Annotated in this window: 19 protein-coding genes; 7 read left to right on the forward strand and 12 right to left on the reverse strand. The window is 76.5% G+C overall.

The annotated features are described in order from the left end of the window. Window positions 1–93: 93 nt before the first annotated feature. The 7 genes from ACIOFR_RS21780 to ACIOFR_RS21810 form a co-directional block, all read right to left on the reverse strand. Window positions 94–702, reverse strand: coding sequence for a GNAT family N-acetyltransferase (locus tag ACIOFR_RS21780; protein WP_400999694.1), 609 nt, complete (start codon window positions 700–702; stop codon window positions 94–96). A gap of 61 nt (window positions 703–763) precedes the next feature. Continuing rightward, window positions 764–1,501: an SOS response-associated peptidase gene (locus ACIOFR_RS21785; RefSeq protein ID WP_400999696.1), complete on the reverse strand. Its 738-nt coding sequence runs from the start codon at window positions 1,499–1,501 to the stop codon at window positions 764–766. A 142-nt stretch (window positions 1,502–1,643) separates the two neighbouring features. Further along, a complete protein-coding gene (locus tag ACIOFR_RS21790) occupies window positions 1,644–3,548 on the reverse strand; it encodes a hypothetical protein (protein ID WP_400999698.1) in 1,905 nt (634 codons plus the stop codon). Continuing rightward, the gene (locus ACIOFR_RS21795) at window positions 3,545–7,114 is read right to left on the reverse strand and encodes a DUF5682 family protein (RefSeq protein WP_400999805.1); all 3,570 of its coding nucleotides are present in this window, start codon (window positions 7,112–7,114) and stop codon (window positions 3,545–3,547) included. The genes ACIOFR_RS21790 and ACIOFR_RS21795 overlap by 4 nt, the downstream gene beginning before the upstream one ends. A 140-nt stretch (window positions 7,115–7,254) precedes the next feature. Next, window positions 7,255–8,436, reverse strand: coding sequence for an AAA family ATPase (locus tag ACIOFR_RS21800; protein WP_400999700.1), 1,182 nt, complete (start codon window positions 8,434–8,436; stop codon window positions 7,255–7,257). A gap of 193 nt (window positions 8,437–8,629) precedes the next feature. Then, the gene (locus ACIOFR_RS21805; protein WP_400999807.1) at window positions 8,630–13,543 is read right to left on the reverse strand and encodes a DNA-binding protein; all 4,914 of its coding nucleotides are present in this window, start codon (window positions 13,541–13,543) and stop codon (window positions 8,630–8,632) included. A 71-nt stretch (window positions 13,544–13,614) separates the two neighbouring features. Beyond that, window positions 13,615–14,481 (reverse strand): DUF4132 domain-containing protein, encoded by an 867-nt coding sequence (locus tag ACIOFR_RS21810; protein ID WP_400999702.1) that lies wholly within the window; start codon window positions 14,479–14,481, stop codon window positions 13,615–13,617. Between the two features lie 304 nt (window positions 14,482–14,785). Here ACIOFR_RS21810 and ACIOFR_RS21815 point away from each other — a divergent pair, with 304 nt between their 5' ends. The 6 genes from ACIOFR_RS21815 to ACIOFR_RS21840 all read left to right on the forward strand — a co-directional run bounded on the left by ACIOFR_RS21815 (window position 14,786) and on the right by ACIOFR_RS21840 (window position 20,130). After that, window positions 14,786–14,992 carry a hypothetical protein gene (locus ACIOFR_RS21815; RefSeq protein ID WP_400999704.1) on the forward strand — a complete coding sequence of 69 codons (207 nt, stop codon included), beginning with the start codon at window positions 14,786–14,788 and terminating at the stop codon, window positions 14,990–14,992. 227 nt (window positions 14,993–15,219) lie between these two features. After that, window positions 15,220–16,296: a M4 family metallopeptidase gene (locus ACIOFR_RS21820; protein WP_400999706.1), complete on the forward strand. Its 1,077-nt coding sequence runs from the start codon at window positions 15,220–15,222 to the stop codon at window positions 16,294–16,296. 28 nt (window positions 16,297–16,324) lie between these two features. Beyond that, the gene (locus ACIOFR_RS21825; protein ID WP_400999708.1) at window positions 16,325–16,624 is read left to right on the forward strand and encodes a protealysin inhibitor emfourin; all 300 of its coding nucleotides are present in this window, start codon (window positions 16,325–16,327) and stop codon (window positions 16,622–16,624) included. 66 nt (window positions 16,625–16,690) lie between these two features. Next, the gene (locus tag ACIOFR_RS21830) at window positions 16,691–17,464 is read left to right on the forward strand and encodes a hypothetical protein (RefSeq protein ID WP_400999710.1); all 774 of its coding nucleotides are present in this window, start codon (window positions 16,691–16,693) and stop codon (window positions 17,462–17,464) included. Window positions 17,465–17,685: 221 nt separating this feature from the next. Then, complete coding sequence (locus ACIOFR_RS21835) at window positions 17,686–19,263, forward strand: hypothetical protein (RefSeq protein WP_400999712.1); 1,578 nt, start codon at window positions 17,686–17,688, stop codon at window positions 19,261–19,263. A gap of 222 nt (window positions 19,264–19,485) precedes the next feature. Further along, window positions 19,486–20,130, forward strand: coding sequence for a hypothetical protein (locus ACIOFR_RS21840; RefSeq protein ID WP_400999714.1), 645 nt, complete (start codon window positions 19,486–19,488; stop codon window positions 20,128–20,130). Between the two features lie 70 nt (window positions 20,131–20,200). Here the strand turns inward: ACIOFR_RS21840 and ACIOFR_RS21845 are convergent, their stop codons facing one another. Both ACIOFR_RS21845 and ACIOFR_RS21850 read right to left on the reverse strand, forming a co-directional pair. Further along, window positions 20,201–21,853, reverse strand: coding sequence for a serine/threonine-protein kinase (locus tag ACIOFR_RS21845; RefSeq protein WP_400999809.1), 1,653 nt, complete (start codon window positions 21,851–21,853; stop codon window positions 20,201–20,203). Between the two features lie 171 nt (window positions 21,854–22,024). Beyond that, on the reverse strand, window positions 22,025–22,888 hold the full coding sequence (locus tag ACIOFR_RS21850) for an SDR family NAD(P)-dependent oxidoreductase (RefSeq protein WP_400999716.1): 864 nt from the start codon (window positions 22,886–22,888) through the stop codon (window positions 22,025–22,027). Window positions 22,889–22,987: 99 nt separating this feature from the next. On the opposite strand from ACIOFR_RS21850, the gene ACIOFR_RS21855 reads away from it, so the two are divergent. Continuing rightward, window positions 22,988–23,449, forward strand: coding sequence for a MarR family winged helix-turn-helix transcriptional regulator (locus ACIOFR_RS21855; RefSeq protein ID WP_400999718.1), 462 nt, complete (start codon window positions 22,988–22,990; stop codon window positions 23,447–23,449). Between the two features lie 22 nt (window positions 23,450–23,471). Here ACIOFR_RS21855 and ACIOFR_RS21860 read toward each other — a convergent pair whose 3' ends face one another. The 3 genes from ACIOFR_RS21860 to ACIOFR_RS21870 all read right to left on the reverse strand — a co-directional run bounded on the left by ACIOFR_RS21860 (window position 23,472) and on the right by ACIOFR_RS21870 (window position 25,807). Next, entirely contained in the window at window positions 23,472–24,485 is a 1,014-nt protein-coding gene (locus ACIOFR_RS21860) for a YdcF family protein (protein ID WP_400999720.1), read from the reverse strand. Window positions 24,486–24,941: 456 nt separating this feature from the next. Continuing rightward, window positions 24,942–25,145, reverse strand: a complete 204-nt coding sequence (locus ACIOFR_RS21865) for a cold-shock protein (RefSeq protein WP_400999722.1) — start codon at window positions 25,143–25,145, stop codon at window positions 24,942–24,944. A 146-nt stretch (window positions 25,146–25,291) separates the two neighbouring features. Then, entirely contained in the window at window positions 25,292–25,807 is a 516-nt protein-coding gene (locus tag ACIOFR_RS21870; RefSeq protein ID WP_400999724.1) for a hypothetical protein, read from the reverse strand. Window positions 25,808–25,837 lie beyond the last annotated feature (30 nt).

Genomic DNA, 25,837 nt, shown 5'->3' on the forward strand with positions numbered 1-25,837 from the left:
GGTGCCCCGGACGGTGCGCTCCAGCGGCCCCCGAGCCGGGGTCGAGTCCCGCTCCAGCAACGGGCCGGACGGCTCCCCGCCGCGGGGGCGCGGTCAGCGGGCCGGACGCCACATGGTCGTCACGGCGTGGCCGGAGGCGAGGGCGACCCGGCCGTGCGGGACGAAGCCGTGCCGGCCGTAGCGGACGTCGTTCGCGGGGTTGGACGACTCCAGGTAGCACGGGGCGCCGAGGGCGTCGACCCTGGTGAGCGCCTCCGCCAGCAGGCCCATGCCGAGGCCCTTGCCGCGGTGGTCCCGGTGGGTTCCGAGCAGGGTGAGGTAGAAGTGCGGCCCGGTCGGCCGCGCGGCTTCGAGCTGCTCGCAGACGACCCCGATCGCCCGGGCCACCTCCGGACCGGCGACCTCCGTCAGGAGCGGCTCCAGCGCCTCCTCGTCCTCGGGCGCCAGCTCGGTGCCGCCCGGCGGGATCAGCACGGCGACGGACTCCACGGCGGGCGTCACCAGCGTCCACGGGTACCGGAGCGCCGAGGTCACGTACAGCCGCCACATCGCCGCCGCCTGCACCGCGCGCCGTCCGGCGTCCGGGAAGGCCGGCCCCCACAGCGGGTCGTCGAAGAACGCGGTCGTCAGGGCGTCCACCATGGCGTCGACGTCCTCCGGCGCGGCCTGCCGGGCGGGGACGGGGCGGTATCCGGTTCTCATCACCCCACCCTAGGTCCGGACCGGTCGCTGCGGTCGGACCGGCCCGCGGCGACGGGCGTCGTCAGGCCGGGTCCGGGGCCGGGTCCAGGAGGTGCGGGCCGTTGTTGGCCACGTTGTTGACGGCGGTGGTGACGGCGGTGGCGGTGAGCTCGCCGCCGGCCGGGGTGTGGAGCAGCGCGCGCAGCCCGGCGGGGTCGGTGTGCGCGGGGTCGAGCCAGGCGTCGATGTCGCCGGGGTCGATGGCGAGCGGCATCCGGGGGTGGACGCGGCCGGCCGCGTCGGTGGCGTCGGTGGTGATGACGGTGCAGGTCGTCCACCAGGCCTGCGGGTCGCCGTCGGGCCGGGAGTCGTCGCGCCAGAACTCGTACAGGCCGGCCATCGCCATCAGGGAGCCGTCGGCGGGGGCGATGAAGTACGGCTGCTTGCGGGCCTTACCGCCGGGTGGAGCGGGGACGGCGGCCCACTCGTAGAAGCCGTCGGCGGGCAGCAGGCAGCGGCGGGCGCCGAAGGCCTTGCGGAACGACGGCTTGTCGGCGACGGTCTCCGCCCGTGCGTTGATCAGCCGGGACCCGACGTCCGGGGACTTCGCCCAGGACGGCACCAGGCCCCAGCGCAGCGCCCGCAGCTGCCGGTGGACGGTGCCGGTCTCCCGGTCCGACCGTTCCAGGACCGCCCAGACGTCCTTCGTGGGGGCGACGTTGTAGTCGGGTTCCAGGACCTCGGTCGGATCCCACCGGGTCACCCCGAAGAGCTCGACCAGGTCCTGCGGACCGGTGGTGGAGACGTATCGACCGCACATGACTCCACGGTCCCACCGCCGTGGCCCGCCGCGCGGGCACGACCCGCCCGCGGGCCCGCGCCGTCCGGCCGGGGCGGGGCGGCGCGGGCAGCGCGGACGGCGCGGACGGCGCGGACGGGCAGGAGCAGCGCGGGCGGCGCTTTCACGCCTCCCAGGTGGCCCGCACCACGCCCCGTTCGGCGCTGGTGAGGTGGACGGCCGCCGCGAGCCAGGCGGAGGCGTACCGGTCCGCGCCGGGGTCGCCGAGCCGGCCGAACACGTCGCGGTGGCGGCGGTCCGCCTCGCCGGCCAGGGCGGTGGCCAGGTCGGCCGCGCCGTGGAAGCCGGTGCGGCGCAGCGCGGCGGCGTCGGTGCGGGGATCCCCGCTGCGGGCGGCCTCGGCGGCGGCCCGGCGGCCTCCGGTGACGGCCAGCTCCACCAGGCGGCGCACCCGCCACAGCGGGGAGTCGGCGAGCGGGTCGGCCGCGGCTCCGTACGGCGGGGCGACAGTTTCGCCGGCATCGGCCGGGGGGAAGTGGGCGCCCTGGAGGGTGTCGTAGCCGAGGTCGGCGTGGCCCCGCCACTCGGCGGGCAGGCGCAGGGTCCGCTCGGCGCCGGGGACGGGCCCGACCGCGAGCGGGTACAGGGTGGCGGCGCGGTCCGGGTCGATCCGGGCCAGCACCCGGATCCGGACGCCGGGGTGGGCCGCGAGCTGCCGGAGGTTGCCGGTGTGCGCCAAGTCCGGGTGCCCGTTGGCCGCCGCGAGGCGGATCAGCGGCCCGTGGGGCGTGGAGGTGGCGGGGTCCACCTCGCGGGCGAGCACGCAGTCGGCGGCGACGCCGAGGACGACGAGGTCGCAGCCGAGCGGGCGCCGGACGCGGCCGGTCTGCTCGGGGTCGGCGGCCGGCCCGTCGGCGAGCCGGTCGGCGGCGGCCCGCGCCAGGGGGACGGCGAACAGCGCGGCCAGCGGCCCGGACGTCCAGTCCAGCCCCTTGGCGACGCTCGCCCGGACGCCCTTGCCGGAGCCCAGGCGGCCGTCCTCGGAGACGGTGGCACCGGCGATCAGCAGCCCGGCGCGGGAGAGTTCTGCGTGGTTGAGCACGGCGGCGCCCACGGTGACGGTCGCCGTGCCGGCACCCCGGGCCCGGGCCGGACCGCCGGGCTTGACGTCGGCGACGGAGTACCAGCTCCCCTCCTCGGTGATCAGGTGGGTGACCACGCCGCCGTACCCGGTCGCGCTGATCACCGGCTCCCGGAAGACACCGTGGACGCGGAGCGAGCCGCCGCTCCGGTAGGCCCGCCGGGCCGTCCCGAGCAGGCCGGGGTCGGAGGGTGCGGAGCCCGCCTCGGTGGCCGTCAGCAGCCCCGTGGTGAGCAGGAGTTCGCGCAGCGCCGCGACCAGGTCGGCCGACCGGTGGCCGTCGTGGCGGGCGCGCGCCCCGCGCAGGCCGCGGACCACCCGCAGGGCGGCCGCCTCGGCCCGGTGCAGGTCGGCGAGGCGTGCGGTGTGGGCGGCCCGCAGCAGCTCGGCCTGCGGGACGGCGCCGGCGGCCGGGACGCCGGCGGCGAGCACGGCGGCGGTGGCCGACCAGAGTCCGGCCGCGGCGCGGACCTGGGCCGCGGTGAGCGGCCGGGCCGCCTCGGCGGGGGTCTCGGCCGCCGGCTCGGCGGCGGCCGTACCCGGGTCGGTGCCCCGGTCCGTACCGGTGTCGGTGGCGGCGGGCGCGTCGGTGCCGCTGCCGGTGTCCGGGGCGGCCGCCGGGTCGGCGACCGGGCAGGCGCTCAGCACGGCGGCCCGGTGCAGGCAGCGCGGTGCCAACAGGCAGCTGCACTGTGCCTGTTCGTGGTCGGTGACGGCGCCGGACGGCCCGGGGGTGAGGGTGACCACGGCGTCCTCGCCGCAGGCGACGGTGACCGTCGTGCCGTCACCGGCGGCGGTGACGGGCAGCGCCGCGTACTGCTCGACGGCGGCGTCCAGCTTCTTGCGCAGCCGGGAGGTGAGGCCCTCGACGGCGGCCGCGACGGTGTCCGGCGCCGCGGGGGGCAGGCGGGTGGTGGGTGGTGTCATCGGGTTTCTCCGCGGAGGCGGTCGCCGACCCAGCGGGCGAGGGCGAGGGGGCTGAGGGCGGCGACGGGCATGCCGGCCGCGACGAGCTGCTGCGCGACGGGCACCGAGTAGCGGGGCGCCCCGGTGTCGTCCAGGGCCGCGCAGCCCATCAGGTGCACGCCGGAGGCGGCCAGCGAGCGCACCTCGGAGAGCAGGCCGCCCAGCGGGTAGCCCTCCTCGAAGTCGCTGACGACCACGACGAGGGTGCGGCTCGGCACCGTCACCAGCGAGCGTGCCCGGGCGAGGCCGGCGGCGATGTGGGTGCCGCCCCCGACCTTGACCTCCAGCAGCAGGGAGAGCGGGTCGGGCACCCGGTCGGTCAGGTCGATGACCTGGGTGGAGAACGCCAGGAAGTGGGTGGACAGGGTCGGCACGCCGCCGAGGACCGCCGCGGTGAGGGCGGACCAGATGACGGAGGCCTCCATCGAGCCCGAGACGTCCACGACCAGGATCAGCCGCCAGTCGGCCTCCTTCCGGGAGCGGGTGCTGAACACCGGCTGCTCCGGGACGACGACCGTCCGGCCGTCGGGCAGCTGCCGGGTGTGGGCGAGGTTGGCACGCAGGGTGCGCGGCAGGTCGAGCCGGCCGCCGGGCCTGCGGGTGGGTCGCGGACTGGCGAGGCCGGTCAGGGCGGGGCGCAGCCGGGTCGCGAGCTCGCGGGAGAGTTCCTCGACGAGGCGGCGCACCAGGGGGCGCAGCCGGGCCAGGCGCTGTTCGGGCATGCCTCCGGCGAGGTTGAGCACCGAGGTCAGCAGGTCGACGGAGGGGCGCACGGAGTCGGGGTCGAGTTCGGTGAGGACGTCGGTGCGGCCGGCGTCGACGGCCCGGCCGAGCACCTCCTCGCGGACGTCCGCGCCGAACAGGGCGTCGAGTTCGTCGGCCCATTCGCGGGCGCTGGGGAAGGAGGCGCCCTGGCCGCCGGTGTCGCCGCCGGTGGCGCCGGCGAGGTCGTTGGCGCCTTCGCCGCGGCCGGCGCCGTAGAGCTCGTCGAGGGCGTGGGCGTAGCGGCGGGCGTCGGCGGGGAGCCGTTCGGGTTCCCGGCCGAGGAGCAGGCGCCAGCGGTCGGCGGGGGCGAGGCGGTGCGCGGGCCGCGGTGCGGGGACGGTGGGTCCGGAGTCGGCCGCCGCCGCCGGTGCAGGGGCGGGAGCGGGCTCCGGCCCGGTGGGCGCCGCGGCGGTGAGGCCGGGCAGCCGCAGGGCCGCCAGGGCCGCCGTGGCGGCCGCGTCGGCCGCCGTCCAGAGCGCGATCAGCTCGGGTGGCGCGGCCAGGGTGAGGTCGAGCCGGTCGCCGAGGCGGTCGGTGACGGTCCGCAGGAGGCGGTCCCGCCCGGCGGGTGCGAGGGCGTCGAAGCCGCCGCGCAACGCCGGGAGGCGGTCCAGGAACTCCCGGTCGGGGAGGGTGTCGACGCGGTCGAGCAGCGGGCCGAGGGCGTCGGGGGCGGACTGCAGCAGCGGACCGCCCGCCGTGAGCAGGCCGGTCAGCAGCCGGCCGAGCCGGTGCCGGGCCTCGGGGTGGGTGGCCGTGTCGACCCAGCCGGCGACCCGGGCTCCGAGGGTGTCGGCACCGTCGAGGTCGAGCAGGACGCGGGCCGCCAGCGCGGCGCCCTGGACGAGCGGGGAGCCGGTGCGGGCGAGGGTGCCGAGGGCGTCGTCCATCCGCAGGCCGAGGCGGTGCTCGCCGGCGCGGGTGGCGAGGGCGACCAGGGCCGCGGCGTCCTGCGGGTCGTCACTGCCGGCGAGGCCGGGCAGCGCGCGGACGGCGGCTTCGAGCAGGGTGACGGCCAGTTCGGCGGCCTGTTCGCGGCCGGCGGGGGTGGTGCCGGGCAGGTGGGAGCGGCGCAGGGCCTCCATCAGGTCGAGGGCGGTGAGCAGTTCGGGGAGGGTGGCGCTGGACGGCAGGACGGTCTCCGCCTCGGCGAGCCGGTCGGCCACCAGGTCGGGCAGGTCGCAGCGGGCGGCGGCGCGCAGGCCGTCGAGGAGCTGGCTGCTGGTGGGGCCGCCGTCCGCGCGCTCGCGGCGGGCGGTCTCCCGCAGGGTGCCGGCGGCGGCGAGCGCCGCGGTGACCCCGCGGACCCCGGCCAGGTCGAGGCGGGCCGCGACCGACGGGGTCCAGGCCAGGCGCCAGCGGGTGGTGAGCGCGGTCGCGTCGCCGGCGGCGGTGACCTCGACGGCTTCGCCGTAGCCGATGCCGCAGACCTGGAGGCGTTGCAGCAGGGTCTCGCGGCGGGCGTCGAGGGCGGAACGCAGCGGGTCGAGGCGCAGTTCCCTGGAGTCGGGTTCGTCCGGGCAGGGCAGGCGCAGCGCGGTGAGTTCGGCCTCGACGCCGGGGCCGAGGCCCGAGCGGGGGGTGCCGGGGGCGGTGCGGCCGCGGTCGGTGCCGACCAGCACGGTTTCGAGGGCCTGGGCGAGGGCCCGGCCGCGGCCGAGCGGTTCGCCCTGTCCGAGCACGGTGGTGACCGCTTCGAGCACCTCGCCGCGGCCGGGCGCCGGGAGGTCGCGCAGCCGGGCGAGGTCGCAGGCCAGGCGGAGGGTCTCGGTGGCCTCGCCGGTGCCCGCGGTGTGTCCGGCGGCACGCATCTCCCGGCACAGGTCGGTGACGGCCCGGGCGGCCGCCGCGCGGACCTGCTCGGGGTCGCCGCCGGCGGTGAGGACGGCCTGCTGCCACTTCGGGTCGCGGATCCCGGCCGGGTAACCGGACCGGGAGTCGAGCAGGCCGAAGGTGTACGGGACGAGCGAGGTGGCGATCGCCGTCCCGGCGGTCCCGGCCGGTTCGACGGTGGCGGCGGCGACGGTCTGCGGTGCCCCTGCCGCCTCGGCTGCCTCGGTGAGCAGGGCGGACGCGTGGAAGGACCCGACGACGGCGGCGACCCGGGAGCCGTCGGCGCCGGCCTCGGCGATCACCGCGCGCATGTGCGCCTCGCGGGCGAGGTCGGTGGCGGGGACGCCACCGCGCCCGGCCGCGTCGCGGCGCAGCGCCCAGCCGACGCCGAGGGCGGCCCGCCGGACGGCCTCCGGCGGGCAGCCGGGGGCGCGCACCTCGACGGAGCGGTCCCACAGGTCGTCGCCGTCGCGGCCGGTCCCGGCGGCGGCCAGGGCGTCGGCGAAGGCGGTTCCGGCACGCCCGTCGGCGGGCGTGCCGGGCCTGCCGGACTCGTCGGCGGGCGCGGCGGGCGCGGTGTCGGGGCCGGTGGCGGACCAGCGCGGGTCGGCCATCGGCAGGTCGCAGCAGACCACCCGGGCGCCGTGCTCGCGCGCCCAGCGGACGGCGGCGAGCTCGGGCGAGAAGTCGGCGAACGGGTAGAAGCCGAGCCGCCCGTCCTCGCCGGCCCCGGCGAGGGCCACCGGGGCGAGGGTCTGCGGGTCGGCCAGGTGCGGGAGCCAGTGCTGGAAGTCGGTCGGCAGCTCGACGCAGACCACCTGGGCGCCGGCGGCGTCCAGCAGCGCGGGCACGGCGGCGGCCAGGGCGGGGCTGTGGTGCCGCACGCCGATCAGGTAGGGGCGTGCCGAACCGGCGAGCGCCTCCAGCACGGCACGCGGGTCGTCGGGCGCGGGGTCAGTGGGTGCGGGGTCGGTGGTCACGGCGTCGGTGGGTGCGGGGTCGGTGGGTGCGGCGTCGTCGGGTGCGGGGTCGGTGGGTGCGGCGGTGCCCGCCGTCGTCGGGGTGTCGGTCACCGCAGGTTCTCCCGCAGGTCCCAGAGGCGGCGCCACATGGCGGAGCCGTCCTCGGCGCGGCGGCGGACCGGGCCGTCCCAGTAGCCGAGCAGGCGGGCGTGGTCGGCCGGGTCGTCCTTGCGCACGGCGCCGAGCAGGTGCCCGGGGACGAGGTCGAGCACGTCACCGCCGGCGAGGTAGGCGGAGGCGAGGCCGAGCGAGGAGGCCACGTGGACGGCCTCGGCGGTGGACATCACGGTGCCCGGGCGTTCGAGGTCCCAGCCCTCGGCGGAGCGGCCGGTGCGCAGGTCCCGGAAGACGGTGACCAGGACGTCGAGGACGGCGTCGTCGACGGCGAAGGCGGCACCGGCGCGCTGGACGGCGGCGGTGGCCTGGCCGCGGACCAGCGTCATCTCGGCCTCGGCGTCGGCGATCGGGTGAACGGTCTCGAAGTTGAAGCGGCGCTTGAGGGCGGCGGACATCTCCGAGACGCCGCGGTCGCGGAGGTTGGCGGTGGCGAGGACGGTGAAGCCCGGGGCCGCGGCGACCGAGGCGTCCGGGGTGCCGGCGAGTTCGGGGACGTTCACCCTGCGGTCGGACAGGATGGAGACCAGGGCGTCCTGCACCTCGGGCAGGCAGCGGGTGATCTCCTCGATCCGGGCGACCCGGCCGGTACGCATGGCGGTGAGCACCGGGGAGGCGACCAGGGCCTGCGGGGTCGGGCCCTGGGCCAGCAGCAGGGCGTAGTTCCAGCCGTAGCGGAAGGCGTCCTCGGTGGTACCGGCGGTGCCCTGCACGGTGAGGTCGCTGGTGCCGCTGACGGCGGCGGACAGCAGCTCGGAGAGCATCGACTTGGCGGTGCCGGGCTCGCCGACGAGCAGCAGGCCGCGCTCGCCCGCGAGGGTGACGACGCAGCGTTCGACCAGGGCGCGTTCGCCGACGAACTTCGGGGCGATCACCAGCTTCGCGGGCAGCTTGCCGGCGGCCCGCCGGCGGGCCGGGAGGGCGAGGCTCTCGCCGCCGCTGCCGCAGACGAAGGTGACCACGGCGCTCGGGGTGAGCGCCCAGCCGGGCGGGCGGGGGCCGTCGTCGAGGGCGGCGAGGAAGGCGAGCTCCTCGGCGTGGCGCTCCTCGGCGGGCAGGATCTGCCGGGCCGGCGGGGCCTGGGGGGCCGTGGTCTGGTCGGTGGTCGGGGTCATCCGGGGGTTCCTCCGATGGGGGTCGGCCTGGGCCGACCGTGGGTGGTCTCGACGAGAACGCGAGCGACTGCGGGCGTACGAGGTACGGCGGGCGCGCGGTGCGGCGGGCGCGCGGTGCGGCGGGCGTACGAGGTGCGGCGGGCGCGCGGTGCGGCGGGCCGGGTGCGCGGCGGCACCCGGCCCGGCCGCGGGGTCAGCGGCGCCGGCCGCGCCGCGTCCTCAACTCCTGGAAGCGGGGGAGGTCGCCTTCGCCGAGCCGTGCCCACGCCCTGCGGTAGAGCGCGGCGGCGGGTTCGATCGGGACGGCCACGCCGAGCAGCGTGTTCTGGCCGCTGAGCAGGTCGAACAGCGGGAGCTTCCAGGTCTCCAGGGGCAGGTGCGGGGTCCTGAGCTCCGTCCAGCCGCCCGGCAGGAAGAGCGAGCGGCCGGCGCGGCTGCGGGTGGCCTCGACGACCAGGTCGGTGGCCGCGAGTTCGGCCCGGGCGGCCTTGAGCCGGGCCGGGCGCCAGCCGGTCCACCGTGCGGTGTTGCGGTCGGTCGGGTCGGGCATCGCCAGCAGCATCAGGTAGACGGTGGCGGCGTCGGCACCGAGGCCGTGCTGCTCGGACACGGCCCGGACGAGGTCGGGCGCGGACCGGGACGGGTCCTGCGGCCACCAGGTGCCGTCCTTGCCGCGCTCCCCGGCCACCGGGTCGCCGGGGTCGGCGAGCGCGGCCGCCAGGCGCGGGTCCCGGGCTGCCGTCAGCGCCGTCTCCGCCGGGAACGGCTCCTGGTCGTCGAGCCGCAGTGCCGGCAGGTACGGGTCCTGTCCGGCGCTGTCGAGCAGCGCGGTGCGGATGCCGGGGGCGGGCTGGTCGTCGTGGGTGGCCATGATGACCGCGCCGTACCGCTCGTAGCCCTCGCCGAGCTCGGTCGGGGCACCGGCGACCTTGCGGAACTCCGGCAGGTTGACGTACCGGCCGAGGTCGAGCATCAGCGCGGGGTTGGCCAGGCGGTCGTGGACGGCGGCCAGGGCGGACGGCAGGGCGGCGCGCATCGGGTCGCCGGCGGGGAGCCGGTGGGCGAGCCAGGCGGTGAGGGCGACGGCGCCGACCAGGGTCCTGGCGGTGAAACCGGTGACCCCCTGCTCCTCGGGCACCACCCGGTCGCCCTTGACCTGCCAGGCGAGGTCACGGGTCAGTTCCGGGGTGCCGGCCGGGTCGAGGACGGCAGCCAGCGAGACGGCCGGCGCCCAGTCGGTGCGCACCGCGCGGACGGCCTCGGCGAGCAGCGCCTCGGGGACGGCCACCCGCCGGCCGACCTTGGCGATCCACACCTCGGCGGCGGCCGCCACGTCGGGGCCCTCGGTCCAGAGCCGGTCCGGCTCGGCGGGCAGCAGGGCCGCGACGACGGCGCGCCGGGTGTCGGCCGCGAGGCCGCGCAGTTCCTCCTTGGCGACGGCGGCGTCCGCGACCTTGACGCCGAGCAGGGTGCGCACCTCGGGGGCCAGGAAGTTGCGCTCGTAGGAGTCGACCGCCGGAAGGCCGGCGACGACGAGGCGGGCCATGGTCTCGGTGACGCCGGTGAGCCGGGCGAACTCCTCGGCGGCGGCCGGGAACCAGGGTGCGGGCCCGTGGTCGGCCAGCCGGGCGAGCACGGCGGGCAGCAGGTCGTGGGTCGGGCCGGCGGGGATCGGGCCGGTGGACCGCAGGGCGTACGGGGCCGGGACCACGAAGCGGCCGGACGGGTCGTGGTGCAGGACCGTGCACTCGGCGTCCCCGTTGTCGGCGGTGTCGACGGCCACGACGGCCACGAACGCGCCGTCGCCCTGCGGGAGCAGCGCGTCGACGTAGGCGCTGCGCCGGCTGCCGTCGGTGTCGAGCAGGTGGCTGCCGTCCAGGTGGACACGTGACTGCCGCCAGTGGGCGCTGCCGGTGGCGGTGGCCAGGCCGAGGGCGTCGAGTTCCAGGGCGAGGGCGTGCAGGGCCCCGCGCTCCTCGGGAGCGGTGGTGGCGACCGCGACGCGGAAGGCGGTGGCGGGGGCGAGCGACCCGAGGTCGATCCAGTTCAGCCGCTCGCCGGGCAGGGCCGGCGCGTCCACGTGCACGGTGCCCGCGGGGGTCGGCTCGACCTCGCCGCGGACGGCCCGGGCGAGGGCACGGGTCTGGCGCAGGACGTCGTGGCTGTGCTCGGCGCCGTACCAGCCGCGGTGGTAGCCGAGGCCGTTCAGGGCGTCCCGGATCTGCTGGTCGGTGGGGCCCTCCGGCTCCTCCTCCGGCTCCGTTCCGGTGCCGGAGAGCTGCTTCTCCAACCGCTCGGCGACGGCGTCCAGCGCCAGCTGCTGGGCGGTGGCGAAGCGGACGATGCCGGCGATGCCGGCGACCAGCGCGTCGTGGCCGACCTCGGGGAGCAGGGCGCGGACGGCGTCCAGCAGTTCCTGGGGCTTCTTGGCGTCGGCTGCGGCGGCGGCCTTGATCAGGGCGGCCGTGGTGTCCCGGTCGATCCGGCGCAGCGCCCGGGAGCCCTGCGGGTCGCGGGGCTGCAGGAGGTGCCAGTAGCGCAGCGGCGGCAGGGCGAGGCTGCCCTCGGCGAAGGTGCCCGGGGCGTGGTCGGTGCGGGCGGTGGCGGTGACGACGTGGTCCTCGTCGTACAGGCTGATGCGGTAGCTGTCCTGGGAGACCGCCTGGGCGCGGTCGCCACCGGGGAACAGCACCCGTCGGACCGGGGTGCTGGCGCCGGACGGCACGGTGACGGCGTTGCCGGCGAGGTCCTCGCCGCGCTGGGAGCCGTCGGGAAGGTTGACGGTCCGCCAGCCGTAGAGGCCGTTGACCGGTGTGTCGGCCGGGCCGGCCTCGGTGGCGGCGGTGGGCCGCAGCCAGCCGGAGCCGAAGGTGCTGCCGGCGGGCGCGTGCTTGAGGGCGTCGGCGAGGAAGCCGGGCAGGGCGGCGCGGCCGGTGGTGCCGGTGGCCGGGTCGTACTCGTGCCAGGTGTTGCGCGGCTCGGCGTCGGCCCAGACCCAGAAGGAGGTGCCGTCGCTGATCACCGCACGTTCGGTGGGCACGGCGGTGTCGCCGGGGTGCACGGTGCCGCCGCCGGTGGTCCGGCCGCCGCCGGGCAGCGGCAGGCTGAAGTCGCGCATGGTGCCGAGCCAGTTGACGTCGGTGCCGCGGGTGCGGGTGCCGTCGGGCATGGAGAAGATCCGGTCGGCGGCGGTGTGCCAGTAGCCGGCGGCGCTGTGGCCGCGCTGGCGCGAGTACCAGTAGACGAGCAGTTCGCCGTCCACGAAGTGGTACCCGGGGCTGCCGGCGGTGTCGTTGGCCGGGATCCGCAGGTCGTGGGTGAGGACGGTGCCCTCGGCGCCGATCACCCGGGCCTGGGTGGGGCCGGCGACGATCAGGTGCGGCCAGGCGTCCGAGACGACGATGTCGTCGACGTCCTTGGGCGCGACCAGCGCGGCGGCCGCCTCGTCCCAGGCGGGCCAGCCGAGCTCGTCGAGGACGCCGTCGCGCAGGGTGCGGGCGAGCACCTCGGGGAGGTCGAGGGCGGCCGCGCCGCGCACGTCCTCCTCGGCGAGCGCCAGGACCTCGCCGGGCAGCCAGGTGAGCCGGCCGATCGCGTCGGGCAGGCCGGGCAGGCCGGTGGCGCGGGAGCCGCGGGCCACCTCCGTCATCCAGCCGGCCAGCATCGGGCGTCCGCCCGGCGACTGCGCGAGCGTCCGCAGTGCCCGGATGCCGTCCTGGCTGCCGCCGATGCGGTGGGCGCCGTTGTGGAACGCCCGGCGGAACCGGGTGTCGGCGGCCAGTGCGAGCAGGTCGCGGCGGGTTTCCTCGCCGGCCCACTGCTCCAGGCGCAGCGAGGTGCTGTCGCCGGGGTCGGCGACCGGGACGTCGAGGGAGAGCAGCAGGTCGAGCAGGTCGACGTCGGCCTCGGTGACGGGGACGGCCCGCTCGGTGCCGGCGAACTCGGCGCGCAGCTGCGCGGCCGTCCGCTCGACGAGGAGGTAGAGGGCGGGGATCCGGGTGCGGGCGCCCCAGCGGGCGCCGCGCCAGGCGAGGAAGCGCTCCAGCCAGCCGGCCGCGCCGTCGGCCGGGCGTTCCTGCGCCGGCAGGCCCGGGTCGGCCAGGCCGGCGGTGGCGCCGCACTCCTCCAGGAGGTCCAGCCAGAGGCCGGGCAGGTCGCGGTCGTCGGCGGCGGGCATCAGGTCGAGCAGCACCCCGCGTATCGCGGGGTCGCGGCGGGCCAGCGAGGCGAGGGCCTGCCGGTGGCCCTTCCACCAGCCCAGGGCCGCGCGCAGGGTGGCGGGCAGGCCGAGCAGTTCGGCCAGGTACTCGCCCTCGGCGGTGTCCGGGTCGGTGCCGGCGGCGCGGGCGAGCTTGCGCAGGTCCGCGGCCATCTGGGCGGACGGCTGCAGGCCGCCGGCGGTGCGGCGGACGCAGAGGGTGCGGAAGCGGCGGAACGCCTCGGCGGCGGGGACGCGGGCGGCGAGTTCCTTGGCGTACCCGGAGAGCACCTTGACGGGCAGGGCGCCGGCCAGCGCGTACTCCAGGAACACCGCGTCGAGGCGGTCCTCGTCGACCCGCAGGCCGTGCTGGGCCTCGGCCTTGCGGGCCCGGGTGAACAGCTGCGCGGCGTAGGTGGCGTTCTCCACGCCGAGGAAGACCCGGCCGGCCTGTTCGAGGAAGGTCGGCAGGAAGTGCGGGACGGCCGCGGCCAGGCGGTCGGCGATCTCCAGGTAGGCGTCGAGGGCCGCCTTGGGCTTGGACTTGGCCAGGTTGGCGACCCGGTCGAGCTCGGGCACGATGCCGAGGGCGTGGTGGCCGTCGGCCGGGTGGTGCACCAGCACCCACTCGGGGAAGCCGAGGGCCTGGCGCAGTCCGAGGCCGACCTCGACCGGGGCCGCGTCGGGGCCGTCGGTGTGCTCGGCGGGCTGCAGGCCGAGGAAGCCCGCGGCGAGGTCCTCGGCCGGGCCGAGCTCGCCGGGGACCAGCCGCACGACGACCCGGCCGTCCAGGGCGGGGTGGCGGTAGGTGCGGGCGGTGAGCGGGACGGCCCGCTCCCCCGCGCCCGTCGTGCCCGGGGGCAGGACTCCGCCGGCCCCCAGCAGGTCTGCGGCTTCCGCCTCGGTCATCTGCACGTCCGTCGCTCCTGTCGCCCGGTCACCGTTGTCCTGGTCCGGCGTGTCCGCCGTCATCGTGTCGCTCATGCGCCGCGGCCTTCCTCGACCGTGCGGCCGGCGTGCAGCGCCGCGGCCATCCGCATCCCCTCCGACCAGGCGACCGGCCCGACCTCGGGCAGCGCGAGCGCGCGGCCGTCCGGGTCGCGCCAGACGAGGCTGCCGGTCTCCGAGTCGCCGTCCCAGTACGGTTCGCCGATCCACACCGCCGCCTCGGTGGTGCGGCCCGCGTCCCGGACCCGGCAGGTGGCGTAGCCGCCGGACACCCGGTAGCCGAGCGCGGTGGCCCGGGCGGCCAGGCGGAACCGCGAGGGGAAGCTGCCCCCGGAGAACTCCGACACCTCGTAGGCGTTGGCCGCCAGGCCCTGGGGCCGGTGCCAGGTGGCGCGGTGGATCTGGTCGACCCGCTGCACGACGCCGAGCTCGGCGGCGAACTCGCGCAGGTCCTCCAGGTCGGGCAGCAGGACGGGGTGGGGCAGGGTCACCGTCGCGGGGGAGATGCGCACCGTCTCGCCGTCCAGGTTGACCAGCCGGAGCTCGCCGGAGGGCGTCGCGTCCCGCAGGAAGCCGACCTCGTCGGGGTCGTCGCCGACGACCGCGAGGTCGCGCAGCGCGGTCTGCCAGGCCTCGTCCGGCCAGACCCGGGCCACCAGCCCGGTCGGGACGGGCAGCGAGGAGACCATCCAGGTGTCCACCTGGGCGACGCAGGCGGCCGCATGACGGTCCAGCCACTCGGCGAACCGGCGCAGCCGGTCCACCTCGGGGTGTTCACGCACCGTCTTCGGCAGCGTCTTCAACTGCCGTCCGGCCGAGCGGCCGCCCGTCGACCGTGCCGTCACCCGGCCCTCCACCAGGGAGACTTCGTACCCCTCGCCCGCAGCCAGCCAGCCCATCGGTCCCCACCTCTTGCTCTTGCCGTCGCTCTTGCCGTCATCAGGAATGTCCGCACGCCGGAGGGGAGTCGAGACACCCTCGCCGCGATGTGATCGGAACGCTAGCGGCAGCCTCGGACAACTCGTCCCCCAGGGGCCGATTCCACCGCAGGGCCACCGATAAGGGGCATGTCGGCGGCGGCCCGGCCGTGTGCGGACGACCCCGCCAGGCCCATCGGGCCGTAACCGCCCGGCCCAGCGGACCGTAACCGCGGCGCCCGCCGGCGGTTATCAGGCCGGCATGACCCCGTCTCCGGAGGCCCCGATGCGCATTCTGGTCCGAACCACTGTCAGTACGGCCGTCACCGCGGCCCTGCTCGCCGCCACCGCCGCCCTCGCCGCGGGCCCGGCGGCGGCCACCCCCGCGCACCGGGAGCACACCGCCATCCCGGTCGGTGCCGTCACCGACCTCGGCGACCTGACGACGCTGGCCCGGCTCGGGTACGACTTCGCCGGGCTCCTCGGCGTCTGAGCCGGGCCGGGTACGGCGGGGGCGCGGTCGGGGCCGAGGACGGGGCGGCCGGCGTGGCCGGGGCCGGATCTACCCAGGGGGCACGGGGTCGTTCTGCCCCTTGGAAGGACCCGGGGCGAGGAGAAGAATGACTCGGTGAGGGGAGAGAAGCGAGGGCTCGGCAGGGCCAGTGCGGGCGCCTCGGTGTGCCCGCGAGGTCCGGCGAGCGTCGATCCGAAGGACCCGTCATGAAGCACTACTGTTCGTTCGTTCCGCCCCATGTGCTCGACCACATCGCCCGCGTGCAGGGCCGGGAGTCCCTGGAACCCACGCCCGCCCAGCGGACGGCCGTCGTGTCGGCCCAGTTCCGCAGGGCGAGGCGGCTGCAGACCCCGGACGTGCCGGGAACGGCGCAGTTGGTGGCGGCGCCGAGGGTGCTGGCCGCGGCGGGTCTCACCACGCCGCCCGCCGGGAGCGCCGGCCGCCTGATCTACGACGACGAGCACCAGTCGACGTACGACGTGCGGCTGATCCGCGGCGAGGGTGACCCGGCGGTGGCCGGGCAGAACGCCGACCAGGCCTACGACCACCTCGGCGCCGTCCGGGAGTTCTACCGGCAGCAGCTCGGCCGGAACTCGATCGACAACGCGGGCCTGAACATCGTCGGCAACGTCAACTTCGACAACGACTTCGCCAACGCCTTCTGGGACGGCGACGCACAGGTCATGGTCTTCGGCAACGGCGACAACGTGGTGTTCAAGGACATGACCTGTGGATTCGACGTGTCCGGGCACGAGCTGACGCACGGCGTGACGCAGTTCACCGCAGGCCTGAACTACTCGGACGACCAGTCCGGCGCGCTCAACGAGTCGTTCAGCGACATGATCGGCTCGGCCATCGACGCCTGGGCCAACCACCGGGACGCGGACAGTCACAACTGGCTGATCGGTGACGACGTGATGGCGGACAGTCTGGCCGGTGAGGCGCTGCGCAGCATGGCCGAACCCGGTTCCGCGTACGACAATCCGATCATGGGTCGCGACCCTCAGCCCCGGGACATGAGCGGGTACTTCGAGCCGGCGGACCCGCACCTGATGTCCGGCATCCCCAACCGGTGGTTCTACCTGATCTGCCGGGAGATCGGCCTCGACGCGGGTACCCTGATCATGTACCAGGCGCTGCAGAACCTGTGGCCGACCGCGGTGTTCAGCGACGCGGCCGTGGTGGCCGCCGCGCAGGCGCGGATCCTGGCCGACGGCAAGCAGGTGCCCGCGGAGTCCGCCCAGGTGGTCCGCTCGGCCGCCCGCCAGCAGGGCTTCTGGTAGGTCCCGCCGGCACGACGAAGGAGTGACCGTGGTGCGTGTGTCGCTGGAACGCAGTGGAGGCTTCACCGGCCTGCGCACCACGTCCTCCCTGGACACCGACGAACTTCCCGAGCCCGGGGCGGCCGAGGCCCTTCGCGCGCTGGAGGCGCTCGAAGGGTCGCCTGCGGCGCGCTCCGGCCCGGCCGCGACGATGCCGCGCCTGCGGCTGACCGTGCACTGGCCGGCCGGGGACCGCACCGTCGAGATGACGGAACCCCAGGTGCCGGCCGCCCTGCGACCGCTGCTCGCCGAGCTCGCGAAGCGGCAGGGTCCGGCCGGACCGGCCTGATCCGCTGCGGGCCCCGCGCGGCCCGCAGCGGATGCGGCCCCCCACCGGCCGTGTGATAACAGGACCATGTCGCAGACCAACGGAAGCCCGGACGTCGAGATCAAGGTCAGCCTGTCGGGCGAGGCCGCCGAGGACGCCTGCAAGGCCCTCAAACTGGATCCCGACGACGGGAACCACCGCACCGTCATCTTCTGGGACAGGCCGCGCCGGCGCGGCGGCGAGGATGTCGAGCTGCCGCTGCTCGACGCCGGGGTGGTGATCCGGCTCCGGGCCGCCGCGGACGGTGGGGACGACGGCGACGACGAGGACGACCTGACGGCGAAGCTCCGGCCGTGCGACCCGGACACCCTGCCCACCCGGTTCCGTACGAACTGGGCGGAGGGCGACCAGGAGTTCAAGATCGAGGAGGACTGGACCGGCCGCAACCGGGTCTGGGCCGCCTCCCTCAAGCTGGACGGCAGCTTCGACCGGCCCACGCCCGGCCACGACGGCCACGCGGCCCAGCCCCGGCTGACCAAGGAGCAGCGCGCCCTGCTGGCCTGCGCGGTCACCGAGGACGAGGAGCTCGACGGCCTCACCGCGCTCGGCACGATCGACTCCGTCCAGTGGAAGCCCTCGCGGCGGGACCTGGTCCACCCGGTCACCGCGGAGCTGTGGACCGTCGACGACGGGCCGACCTTCCTCGAACTCTCCCTGCGGACCTCCCCCGCCGAGGCCTCCGGCGCGCAGGCGATGCTGATCCGCGCCCTGGTCGACCGGGGCCTCGAACCGCCCGCCCGCCAGCAGTCGAAGACCCGCGCCGCGATGACCGCGCTCGCCCGTTCCCTGCTCGACGGCTGAGCCGGATCCACGCATCCGCCCCCACGGCCCACGCTCCCCCGCACGGCGGGGCGGCATCCCCTTCCCCCGCAGGCCGGAAGCCCGTCCGGCCTGCGTTTGCATGTCTTCGACAAAATGATGACTCGTCAGTAACATGACGCGGGCGGCAGCGACGACACCTCGACCTGCCGCCATGCATATCGGGCGGTCGTGTCCTCGTCCGCCGCTCCGAAGGGGACTCTTTGAACAACTCCACACGTACGTTCGTCCTGCCCGCGATCGCCGCGGCACTGCTGATCGGCGGTTGCGCCTGCTCGGCTCCGGCGACCGCACCCCCGGGGGACTCGGCCGCCGTCGCCTCGGCGACCGCCGCCCGGCCCGGCGAAGCGGCCCGCGCCGTCTCGGGCTCGCTGGTGGTGACGGCCGCTCAGCCGGACGCCCAGCAGGTCGCGATAGGCACCCCCGGGGCCGGGGCCCCGCAGGTCGCTCCCGCCACCGGGAACGTCCGGCTCACCTCCTACGACCCCGGCACCGGCAAGGCCGTGCTCAGCGGGACGGCCGCCCCCACCGGGTCCACGTCCGCATCCGCGAGCGCGGCGACCCCCAGCACCCCGGGCACCCCGGGCACCCCGGGCACCCCGGGCACCTCGAAGGCGCCCGGCTCGGCCGCCCCCAAGGCGTCTGCCTCGGCCGCCTCGCCGTCCGCGTCGCTGCCGGCGTCGTCCGCCGCCGCACCGTCCTCGTCCGCCACCGCCCCGGGCACCGGCCAGGTCCAGGTCGGCCAGCTCATCGCGAGCCCGCCGACCGAGGCCGCACCGAAGGGTGCGCTGCTCGCCGTCACCGAGGTGCACCCCGCCACTCCGGGCACGGTCGAGGTCGCCACCCGCCCGGCGACCCTCAACGAGCTGCTCGGCGGCGCCGAGGCCGACGGGCAGGTCCCCGTCGACCCGCACACCATCAAGGTCACGCCGCTGGTCAAGGACCTCAAGCTGACCTTCGGCCAGGAGGCGGGCACCACCAAGGCGGACGCCTCCGGCACCCTCGGACTCGACGTCAACGCGCCGATCGCCCTGCCCGGCGGGGTGAACGCCAGCGCCTCGGCCTCCCTCGAACTGCACCCTGCGGTGCACTTCGCCTACCACGGCGCGGGCAAGGGCGAGCCCCGCACGGCGTCCATCGGCTTCGACCTCGGCGCCCACGGCCAGTGGAAGCTCAGCGGCGAGCTGGAGAAGACGACCGGCACCCCGATCCGGGTGCCCGTCGCCGAGCTGCACGCCAGCCCGGTCCTGACCGTCGCCGGGCTGCCGGTCGTGGTCAACCTCGGCCTGACCGCCTTCCTGGAGGTCAGTGCGGACGGCAAGGTCACGGTCGACGCCGAGCAGGAGTTCACCGGCAACTGGAGCGTCCACGCCGACTACGCCGGTGGCAAGGGTTGGCGGTCCGCCACCGACGCCGCCGACACCAAGGTCTCGCCGCTGCGCGCCCACCTCGCGGGCCGCGCCGCCGTCAAGGCCGGCCTCGGCGCCGACGTGAGCGTGGGCCTGTACGACGCGGTGGGCGTCGAGGCGACCGTCGAGCCGTACCTGCGCAGCCAGGTCGACGGCTCGCTGACGCTGGAGACCGGCGGCGCGGCGCCGAAGGTCGAGGGCAACTGGGCGCTGTACGGCGGCGTCGACCTGACCGGCGCGCTGCTGGCCCACCTGAAGATCTTCGGCACCCCGGTGGCGGAGAAGCGCATCCCGTTCCCGGTCTTCCACCGCGAGTGGCCGCTGAAGACCGTCGGCACCTCGCCGGCCGCCTCGGCTCCCGCGGCGCGCTGACCCGACGACGGCCGGTCCCGCCTCTCTCCGGAGGCGGGACCGGCCGTCGCGTTTCCCCGGCCGTCGCACCGCGACCCGGCGGCCGGACCGTCTCCCGGACGACCGCCCGCCGCGAGCCGTCGCCCGTTCCGGCGGGGGCGGCCACGTAGGCTGGCCGACGGCGGCCCGGCCCCTCGATCCGGCGGGCCGCGACCGTCGAGACCGACCCCGCTCGGAGGAGCCGTGGACACCGCAGCGCTCGAATTCACCCGGCGCTCCCTGCACGCCGTCGCCGAACTGCTCCTGGCCGGCCCCCAGTACCGGACGAGCGGCACGATCCGCCTGCGGGTCGTCCCCGGCGGGTTCGCCACCGTGGCCGAACCGGCCCTCGCCGTCCACGGCACCGACCTGGTCGCCGGCGAACGGCGCCTGTCGCTGCGCGGCGCCAGCTGCGCCGCGCTGGCCGGCGAGCTCGGCATCGAGGCCGGTCCCCCGACCGGGCTCTACAGCGACGGCTCGGGGGCCGGTGCGCAGGAGGGGCTGGCCCTGGACCCGGACGCGACGGAACACCTCCTCGCCCGGTTCGCGGCGGGGGACGCCGCGCTGCGCCGGTTCGCCCCCGACCAGGAACCGGTGCTCTGGCCCGAGCACTTCGACCTCGGCATCACGGTGGACGCGGTCAACTACGGTGTCTCCCCCGGGGATTCCCACTCCCCCACGCCGTACGCCTACGTCGGCCCGTGGACCCGGCGCGAAGGTGCCTTCTGGAACGCGCCGTTCGGCGCCACCCTGCCGATGGACGGGCCCGCCGACGCCGAAGCCGTCCAGGCGTTCTTCACCGACGGCCGCCGCCGCGCCGCGCTCGACCCACCCGCCGCGCAGGCCTGACGCCGGCCCGCAGGCCCGACACCCGACCGCCCAGGCCTGACGCCGGCCCGGACTGGCCGGCCGAGCACGCTCAGTGCTCGCCGGCCAGGTTCCCGGTGAGACCGTCGACCTCCAGGTGCAGGCTGCCGTCCGCGTTGCGGGTGTAGACCTGCGCGGACGGGATTGCGACGCAGCCGCTGAGCCCGGTGGTCGGCGCGGTCTTGAGCACCAGCCGCCCGGAGTCGGCCGAGACCAGCAGCGCCAGGCTGTCGCAGTACGCCGTGCCGGGGCCGGTGTTGTTGTGGATGCTGCCCACCGGGTCGCCCTTGGCGCCCTGCCCGATGGTGATCCGGAAGTCGGCCTTGCCCAGGAACGCGGGGGCACCGAGGGTACCGCTCCAGGTGCCCAGGTAACCGGCGGGGACCAGACCGGACGGCTGCTGCGACGCGCCGCCGCTCGCCCCGGCGGTGGCGGGCCCGCCGCTGGCCGGTTCGCCGACGGGCGCCGCCGCGGGGGCGGACGAGCGGGACGTCGGCCCGGCCCCGGCTCCCGTACCACCGCTGTCGGCCGAGCCCCAGGCGTTCACCAGCCAGGCCGTCAGGCCCGCGACCGCCACCACCGCGAGGGCAGCGCCCACCAGCAGCCCGCGCCGCGGGCCGCGCGCCGGGGCGGTGGTGGGCGACGTCGGTTCGGCGGGCGGCGGGCCCGGCGAGGGCGCGGCCGTCATCGTCGGCGGGGGCGCCGCCGACCACGGTGCGGGCGGGCCGAACCGGCCGGCGGGCGCACCGACCGGCGGCGCGGCACCCGGCCCGGGCGCGGGGGCGCCGTCCTCGCCGTCCAGGTCCAGCAGTTCGACCGCCAGCCGGGCCAGCGAGCCGGCCACGGCCGGCGGCAGCCAGTCCCCGCCGGCGCGCACGGCTCCCCCGTCCGCTCCGGCCGCGAGCGCGTCGCGCAGTTGCCCGGGCGTCGGGCGGTCGCCGGGCTCCTTGGCCAGACAGGCCTGAATCAGCTTCCGCAGGCCGGCGTCGAGCGAGTCGAGGCGGCCGAGGTCCGGCGCCTCGTGCACCACCCGGTAGAGCAGCACGGGGGCACTGGTCCCGGCGCCGAAGGGGGCGGCCCCGCCGGCCGCGAAGGCGAGCACCGCGCCGAGCGAGAACACGTCGCTCGGCGGTCCGGCGGCCAGTCCCTGCGCCTGCTCGGGCGAGAGGTAGCCGGGCGAGCCGATCACGAACCCGGACCGGGTGAGCGCGGTGGCCGCGTCGAGCGAGCGGGCGATGCCGAAGTCGATCAGGCGCGGACCGTCCAGGGCGAGCAGCACGTTGGACGGTTTGACGTCCCGGTGCACCAGGCCGAGCCCGTGCACCGCGGCCAGCGCCTCGACCAGGCCGGCGCCGAGCACCCGGACGGCCGACCCCGGAAGCGGGCCGGACTCCGCCACCGCGGCGTGCAGCGAGGGCCCGGGGATGTAGCCGGTGGCGACCCACGGCTGGTCGCCCTCGGTGTCCGCGTCCAGGACCGGGGCCGTCCACCGGCCGCCGACCCGGCGGGCGGCGTTCACCTCCTGACGGAAGCGCACCCGGAACTCGTGGTCGGCGGCGTACTCCCGATGGACGGTCTTCACGGCGACCGTGCGGCCGCCCGCGGTCCGTCCCAGGAAGACCTGGCCCATACCGCCGGCGCCCAGCCGCCGCAGCAACCGGTACTCGCCGATCTGCCGCGGATCCTCCCCGCCCAGCGTCTCCATGGCCCCCACGACCCCGTTCTGGCCGGCGCCCTTCGGACCGGGCAGCCGCCGTCTCACCCGGCCCTCCGGTGCCCGCGGGTGGGCGGGCCGGACCGGTCTCGACCGTATCCTTCCGCGACGGCGCGTCACAAGGTCGTCCGGGTCGGCCGCCCGGGCCGCCCCGGGGACGGGTCAGGCCACCCAGCCGCCGGTGGTGGCCAGCACCGCCGAGCCGTCCAGGTCGGCGAGCTTGGCGCCGACGAACGCCCGGGCCGCGTCGGAGGTCTGCATCCGCAGCACCGGCCGGTCGGTGTCGAGCGCCTCGGTGATCGTGGCGGCGGCGCCGGCGGACGTCTGGGCGGCGGTGGAGAAGGCCTTCAGGGTGCGCTGGGCGTAGCTCTTCAGGGCGGGGGCGTACGGGCCGGCGGCACGCAGCTCGGCCTCCAGGTCGATGCCCTGGCTGGCGACGAACTCGCTCGCCACGGCGCCGGGTTCGACCAGCGTGACGGTGACGCCGACGGTGGCGGCGACCGGTGCGAGCGCCTCCAGGAAGCCCTCGACGGCGAACTTGGCCGCGCAGTAGGCCTCGTTGAACGGCTGGCCGACCACGCCGCCGACGCTGCTCACGGCGATCAGGCGGCCGCCGGTGGCGCGCAGGTGCGGCATGGCGGCCCGGCTGACGGCCACCACGCCGAAGAAGTTGACCTCCAGGACGTCGCGGATCTCCGCCATGGTCTCCTGCTCCACGGTGCCGACGTGGCCCGCGCCGGCGTTGTTGACCACCGCGTCCAGTCGCCCGTGCTCGGCGATCACGCCGGCCAGACAGGCGTCGACGGAGGCGGCGTCGGTGACGTCCAGCTGCCGGACCAGGACGGACCCGGCGACGCCGGCCTCGGCGGCGGCCCGTTCCAGGGCACCGGCCCGCGAGACGTCCCGCATGGTCGCGACGACCAGCCAGCCGGCCCGGGCCGCGTCGACGGCGGCGGCCAGGCCGATGCCGGAGGAGCAGCCGGTGATCAGGACGGTCTTCTGCTGCTGGTGCGGGGTGGCGGACATGGCGGTACCTCTCCTCGGGGCGCAACGGGGAATGCCAGTTGCGTGTACACACACACTACGACTGCGTGTACGTGCACGCAAGCCGGTACGATGACCGGCATGACGCGCGCCGACCTGACCCTGGGCCCCCTCTCGGAGCAGGACCACGCCTTCTACGGCCTGATCTGGGCCGGGACCACGCTCGCCGCCCACCTGGACCGCGAGCTGACCCGCCTGCACGGCCTGCCGATCTCCTGGTTCGAGGTGCTGCTCTGGCTCGACGGCCAGGCCGCGCCGGTGGCCGCCTCCGATCTCGGCGCCCGCACCATGCTCAGCCGCAGCCAGGTCTCCCGGGTCGTCGACGCGCTGGCGGCCCGCGGCCTGGTCGTCCGCTCCCCCTCGCCCTCCGACGCCCGGTCGGTCCGGATCGCCCTGACCGAGCAGGGCCGCGCCGCGTTCGCCGAGGCGGACGCCACCCGCCGGGAACTGCTGCGCCCGGTCTTCACCGACCTGCTCGACCAGGAGGACATCCAGGCCCTGGAGACCGTCTGGCGCAAGCTCAAGCAGCCGCACGCCAAGTGAGGCCCGCCGCAGGACCCGCCCGTCAGGGCACCGGCGCGCTCCAGCCGGCCACCGCGCCGAGGATCCCGAGCAGGGCGACCACGCCCGCGTTGAGCGGCGCGTACAGCGCGAGGACCGCCACGAACTCGCGGATCACGGCGCTCGGCCAGTAGTACGCCGCCGTGTGCGCGCCGAGCACCTGGCCGGGCACCCCCGCGCGGCGGGCGAGCACGGCGGAGCGGAAGACGTGGAAGGTGCTGGTGACGACGGCGCATCGGTAGCCAGGCCCGTGGCGCTCCATCAGTTCCCGGCTGAAGGCCAGGTTCTCCTCCGTCGTGCGGGAACGATTCTCCTGCTCGATCCGGCCCGGTGGACAGCCCCGGGCGACCAGGTGGTCCGCCATCGCCTGGGACTCCGGGATGCGCTCGTCGGTACCCTTGCCGCCCGAGACGATCATCGTCGGCGGCCGGCCGCGCGCCGCCTGGACCTGGTACAGGCCCCAGGCCCGGTCCAGCCGGTTCGCCAGCAGCGGGGGCACCTGGTCGCCGTCGAGCAGTCCGGCGCCGAGCACCACGACGAAGTCGACGTCCCGGCGCACGGTGAGACTGCCGTACAGAGCCGCGTACCCGAGGTAGCAGAGGAACAGGAAGGCCAGGTAGCCCGCGATCAGCAGCACCCCGCCGGCCGCGGCGCGCAGCGCCCGGGAGTCCAGGTGTTCGGCGGCGAGCAGCAGGGCGATCAGGCCGAGGATGGCGAGGCCGAGCGCCAGCGAGAACAGGTTGGAGGTGCGGGCGCCCTCCTGGCGGACCACGGTGACGCCGTTGGCGACCAGGTAGACGGCCACCGCGAGCAGGCCGAGGGCGGCGGCGGGCGGAATCGCGGCGGCGGCGGCGTCCGTCACGGCGGCGGGCAGCCCGGCGAGCGCGCCGAGCACCCCGACGGCGAGGAAGAGCACGGCCAGGCCCAGCAGCACCGCGTTGCCGAAGCGGCGCCGGTCGCTCCGGACGCCGACGGCGAAGGCCACCAGGAAGGCGAAGGCCAGGGCGTAGGCGGGCATGCGCTGGATCCTACGGACCGGCGGTCCGCCCCACCACGGCGAGCCGCCGCCCGGCGCGTCGCCTCCCGCGAGGGCACGACGGCGGCACGGCGCACGACTGCGGCACGACGGAAGCCCGGGTACGCCGAAGGCCCGGCGCTCACGGCCGGGCCCCCGGTCCTCTCCGACTCTGCGGAGGTACATTCGTCGGGGCCGTACCCGCGGTCCCTGCCGGCGCTCCGGGGCTCTCGCCCTCCGTCCGGCCTCGGCTCCGTCCTGCGGAGCCCTCAATCGATCTCGGTGGTCCGCACGTCTGTTGGCCACCGGGCCGTCCCCGCCGTCGCGGAGGCTGCTGACCAGCTACCTCCCACCATGCGCCCGGCCGGCCGGGACCGCAAGGGCCCCGCACCCCGGGGTGACCGGTGTGCGGGGCCCCGCCCGGCGCGCCCGGGCCACGTCCGGACCCTCGGCCCTGTCCTAGCGGACGACGACGGTCTCGGCCTGCGGGCCCTTGGGACCCTGCGTGACCTGGTACTCCACGTCGGCTCCCTCGTCGAGCTGCCGGAATCCGGTGGCCTGGATCGCGGAGAAGTGGACGAAGACGTCCGGGCCTCCATCATCCTGCTCGATGAAACCGAAGCCCTTGTCGGCGTTGAACCACTTCACCTTGCCTGTTGCCATCTGTGCCAGTCCCTACATTCCATACCGCGGCGCGGCTCGCGCGCCGGCCCCGGCCACTGTTCGACCACGGCTCCGGCATCACTCCCCCGCCCGCACCCCGTTCGAACCGTTTCGGCGGCCGCGGCACCCGATCGCCACAGCGCCGCTCAGGGCCGGTCCTGCTCGCCGGCCCGCTCGGCGCGGGCGCGCTCGGTGGCCGCCCTGAGCGAGCGCCGTCCCTGGCGCATCCGGGCCCTGATCTCACCGGCCATCCGGGTCACCGTCTCGGGCGACGAACGGCGGCCCGCGTCCGGGTCCTCCAGGTAGAACTCGGTGCCGCTGGGCCGGCACCAGGTGCAGTTCGCGTCCTCGTCCAGCAGCCAGCCGTCCTCGCAGCGCACGGACACCTCGCAGCCGGGCTCCTCCACCAGGCGGGCGGCGATGGTGTCGGCGCCGTCGAGCAGGGCCGGCCCGGCGGTGCCGGAGAACCGCTGGAACCAGCGGCGCTCGATCCGGTCCCGGAGCTGCTCGGGGGTGCGGACGGCCAGTTGCCGGGTGATCAGCGTGCGCACGGTGTGCGGGATGCCGCCGCGCTGTTCGAGGGCCGCGAGCAGCGGCCGGGGGAAGTATCGGGCGACCCAGGCCGCCGGGTCCGCGCTGGGGCCCTGGTACGGGAAACTCACTCGCTGCCTCCTGCCGATGGTGCTGGCACC

Source organism: Kitasatospora sp. NPDC088346, from assembly GCF_044740765.1.
GTDB lineage: Bacteria > Actinomycetota > Actinomycetes > Streptomycetales > Streptomycetaceae > Kitasatospora.

Bases quoted from the DNA above. Each gene is read 5' to 3' on its own strand.
- ACIOFR_RS21830 (WP_400999710.1), top strand. From the start codon at position 16,691: ATGTCGCAGACCAACGGAAGCCCGGACGTCGAGATCAAGGTCAGCCTG.
- ACIOFR_RS21805 (WP_400999807.1), bottom strand. From the start codon at position 13,543: ATGACCGAGGCGGAAGCCGCAGACCTGCTGGGGGCCGGCGGAGTCCTG.
- ACIOFR_RS21820 (WP_400999706.1), top strand. From the start codon at position 15,220: ATGAAGCACTACTGTTCGTTCGTTCCGCCCCATGTGCTCGACCACATC.
- ACIOFR_RS21790 (WP_400999698.1), bottom strand. From the start codon at position 3,548: ATGACACCACCCACCACCCGCCTGCCCCCCGCGGCGCCGGACACCGTC.
- ACIOFR_RS21780 (WP_400999694.1), bottom strand. From the start codon at position 702: ATGAGAACCGGATACCGCCCCGTCCCCGCCCGGCAGGCCGCGCCGGAG.
- ACIOFR_RS21865 (WP_400999722.1), bottom strand. From the start codon at position 25,145: ATGGCAACAGGCAAGGTGAAGTGGTTCAACGCCGACAAGGGCTTCGGT.
- ACIOFR_RS21815 (WP_400999704.1), top strand. From the start codon at position 14,786: ATGCGCATTCTGGTCCGAACCACTGTCAGTACGGCCGTCACCGCGGCC.
- ACIOFR_RS21850 (WP_400999716.1), bottom strand. From the start codon at position 22,888: ATGTCCGCCACCCCGCACCAGCAGCAGAAGACCGTCCTGATCACCGGC.
- ACIOFR_RS21860 (WP_400999720.1), bottom strand. From the start codon at position 24,485: ATGCCCGCCTACGCCCTGGCCTTCGCCTTCCTGGTGGCCTTCGCCGTC.
- ACIOFR_RS21800 (WP_400999700.1), bottom strand. From the start codon at position 8,436: ATGACCCCGACCACCGACCAGACCACGGCCCCCCAGGCCCCGCCGGCC.
- ACIOFR_RS21845 (WP_400999809.1), bottom strand. From the start codon at position 21,853: ATGGAGACGCTGGGCGGGGAGGATCCGCGGCAGATCGGCGAGTACCGG.
- ACIOFR_RS21810 (WP_400999702.1), bottom strand. From the start codon at position 14,481: ATGGGCTGGCTGGCTGCGGGCGAGGGGTACGAAGTCTCCCTGGTGGAG.
- ACIOFR_RS21855 (WP_400999718.1), top strand. From the start codon at position 22,988: ATGACGCGCGCCGACCTGACCCTGGGCCCCCTCTCGGAGCAGGACCAC.
- ACIOFR_RS21785 (WP_400999696.1), bottom strand. From the start codon at position 1,501: ATGTGCGGTCGATACGTCTCCACCACCGGTCCGCAGGACCTGGTCGAG.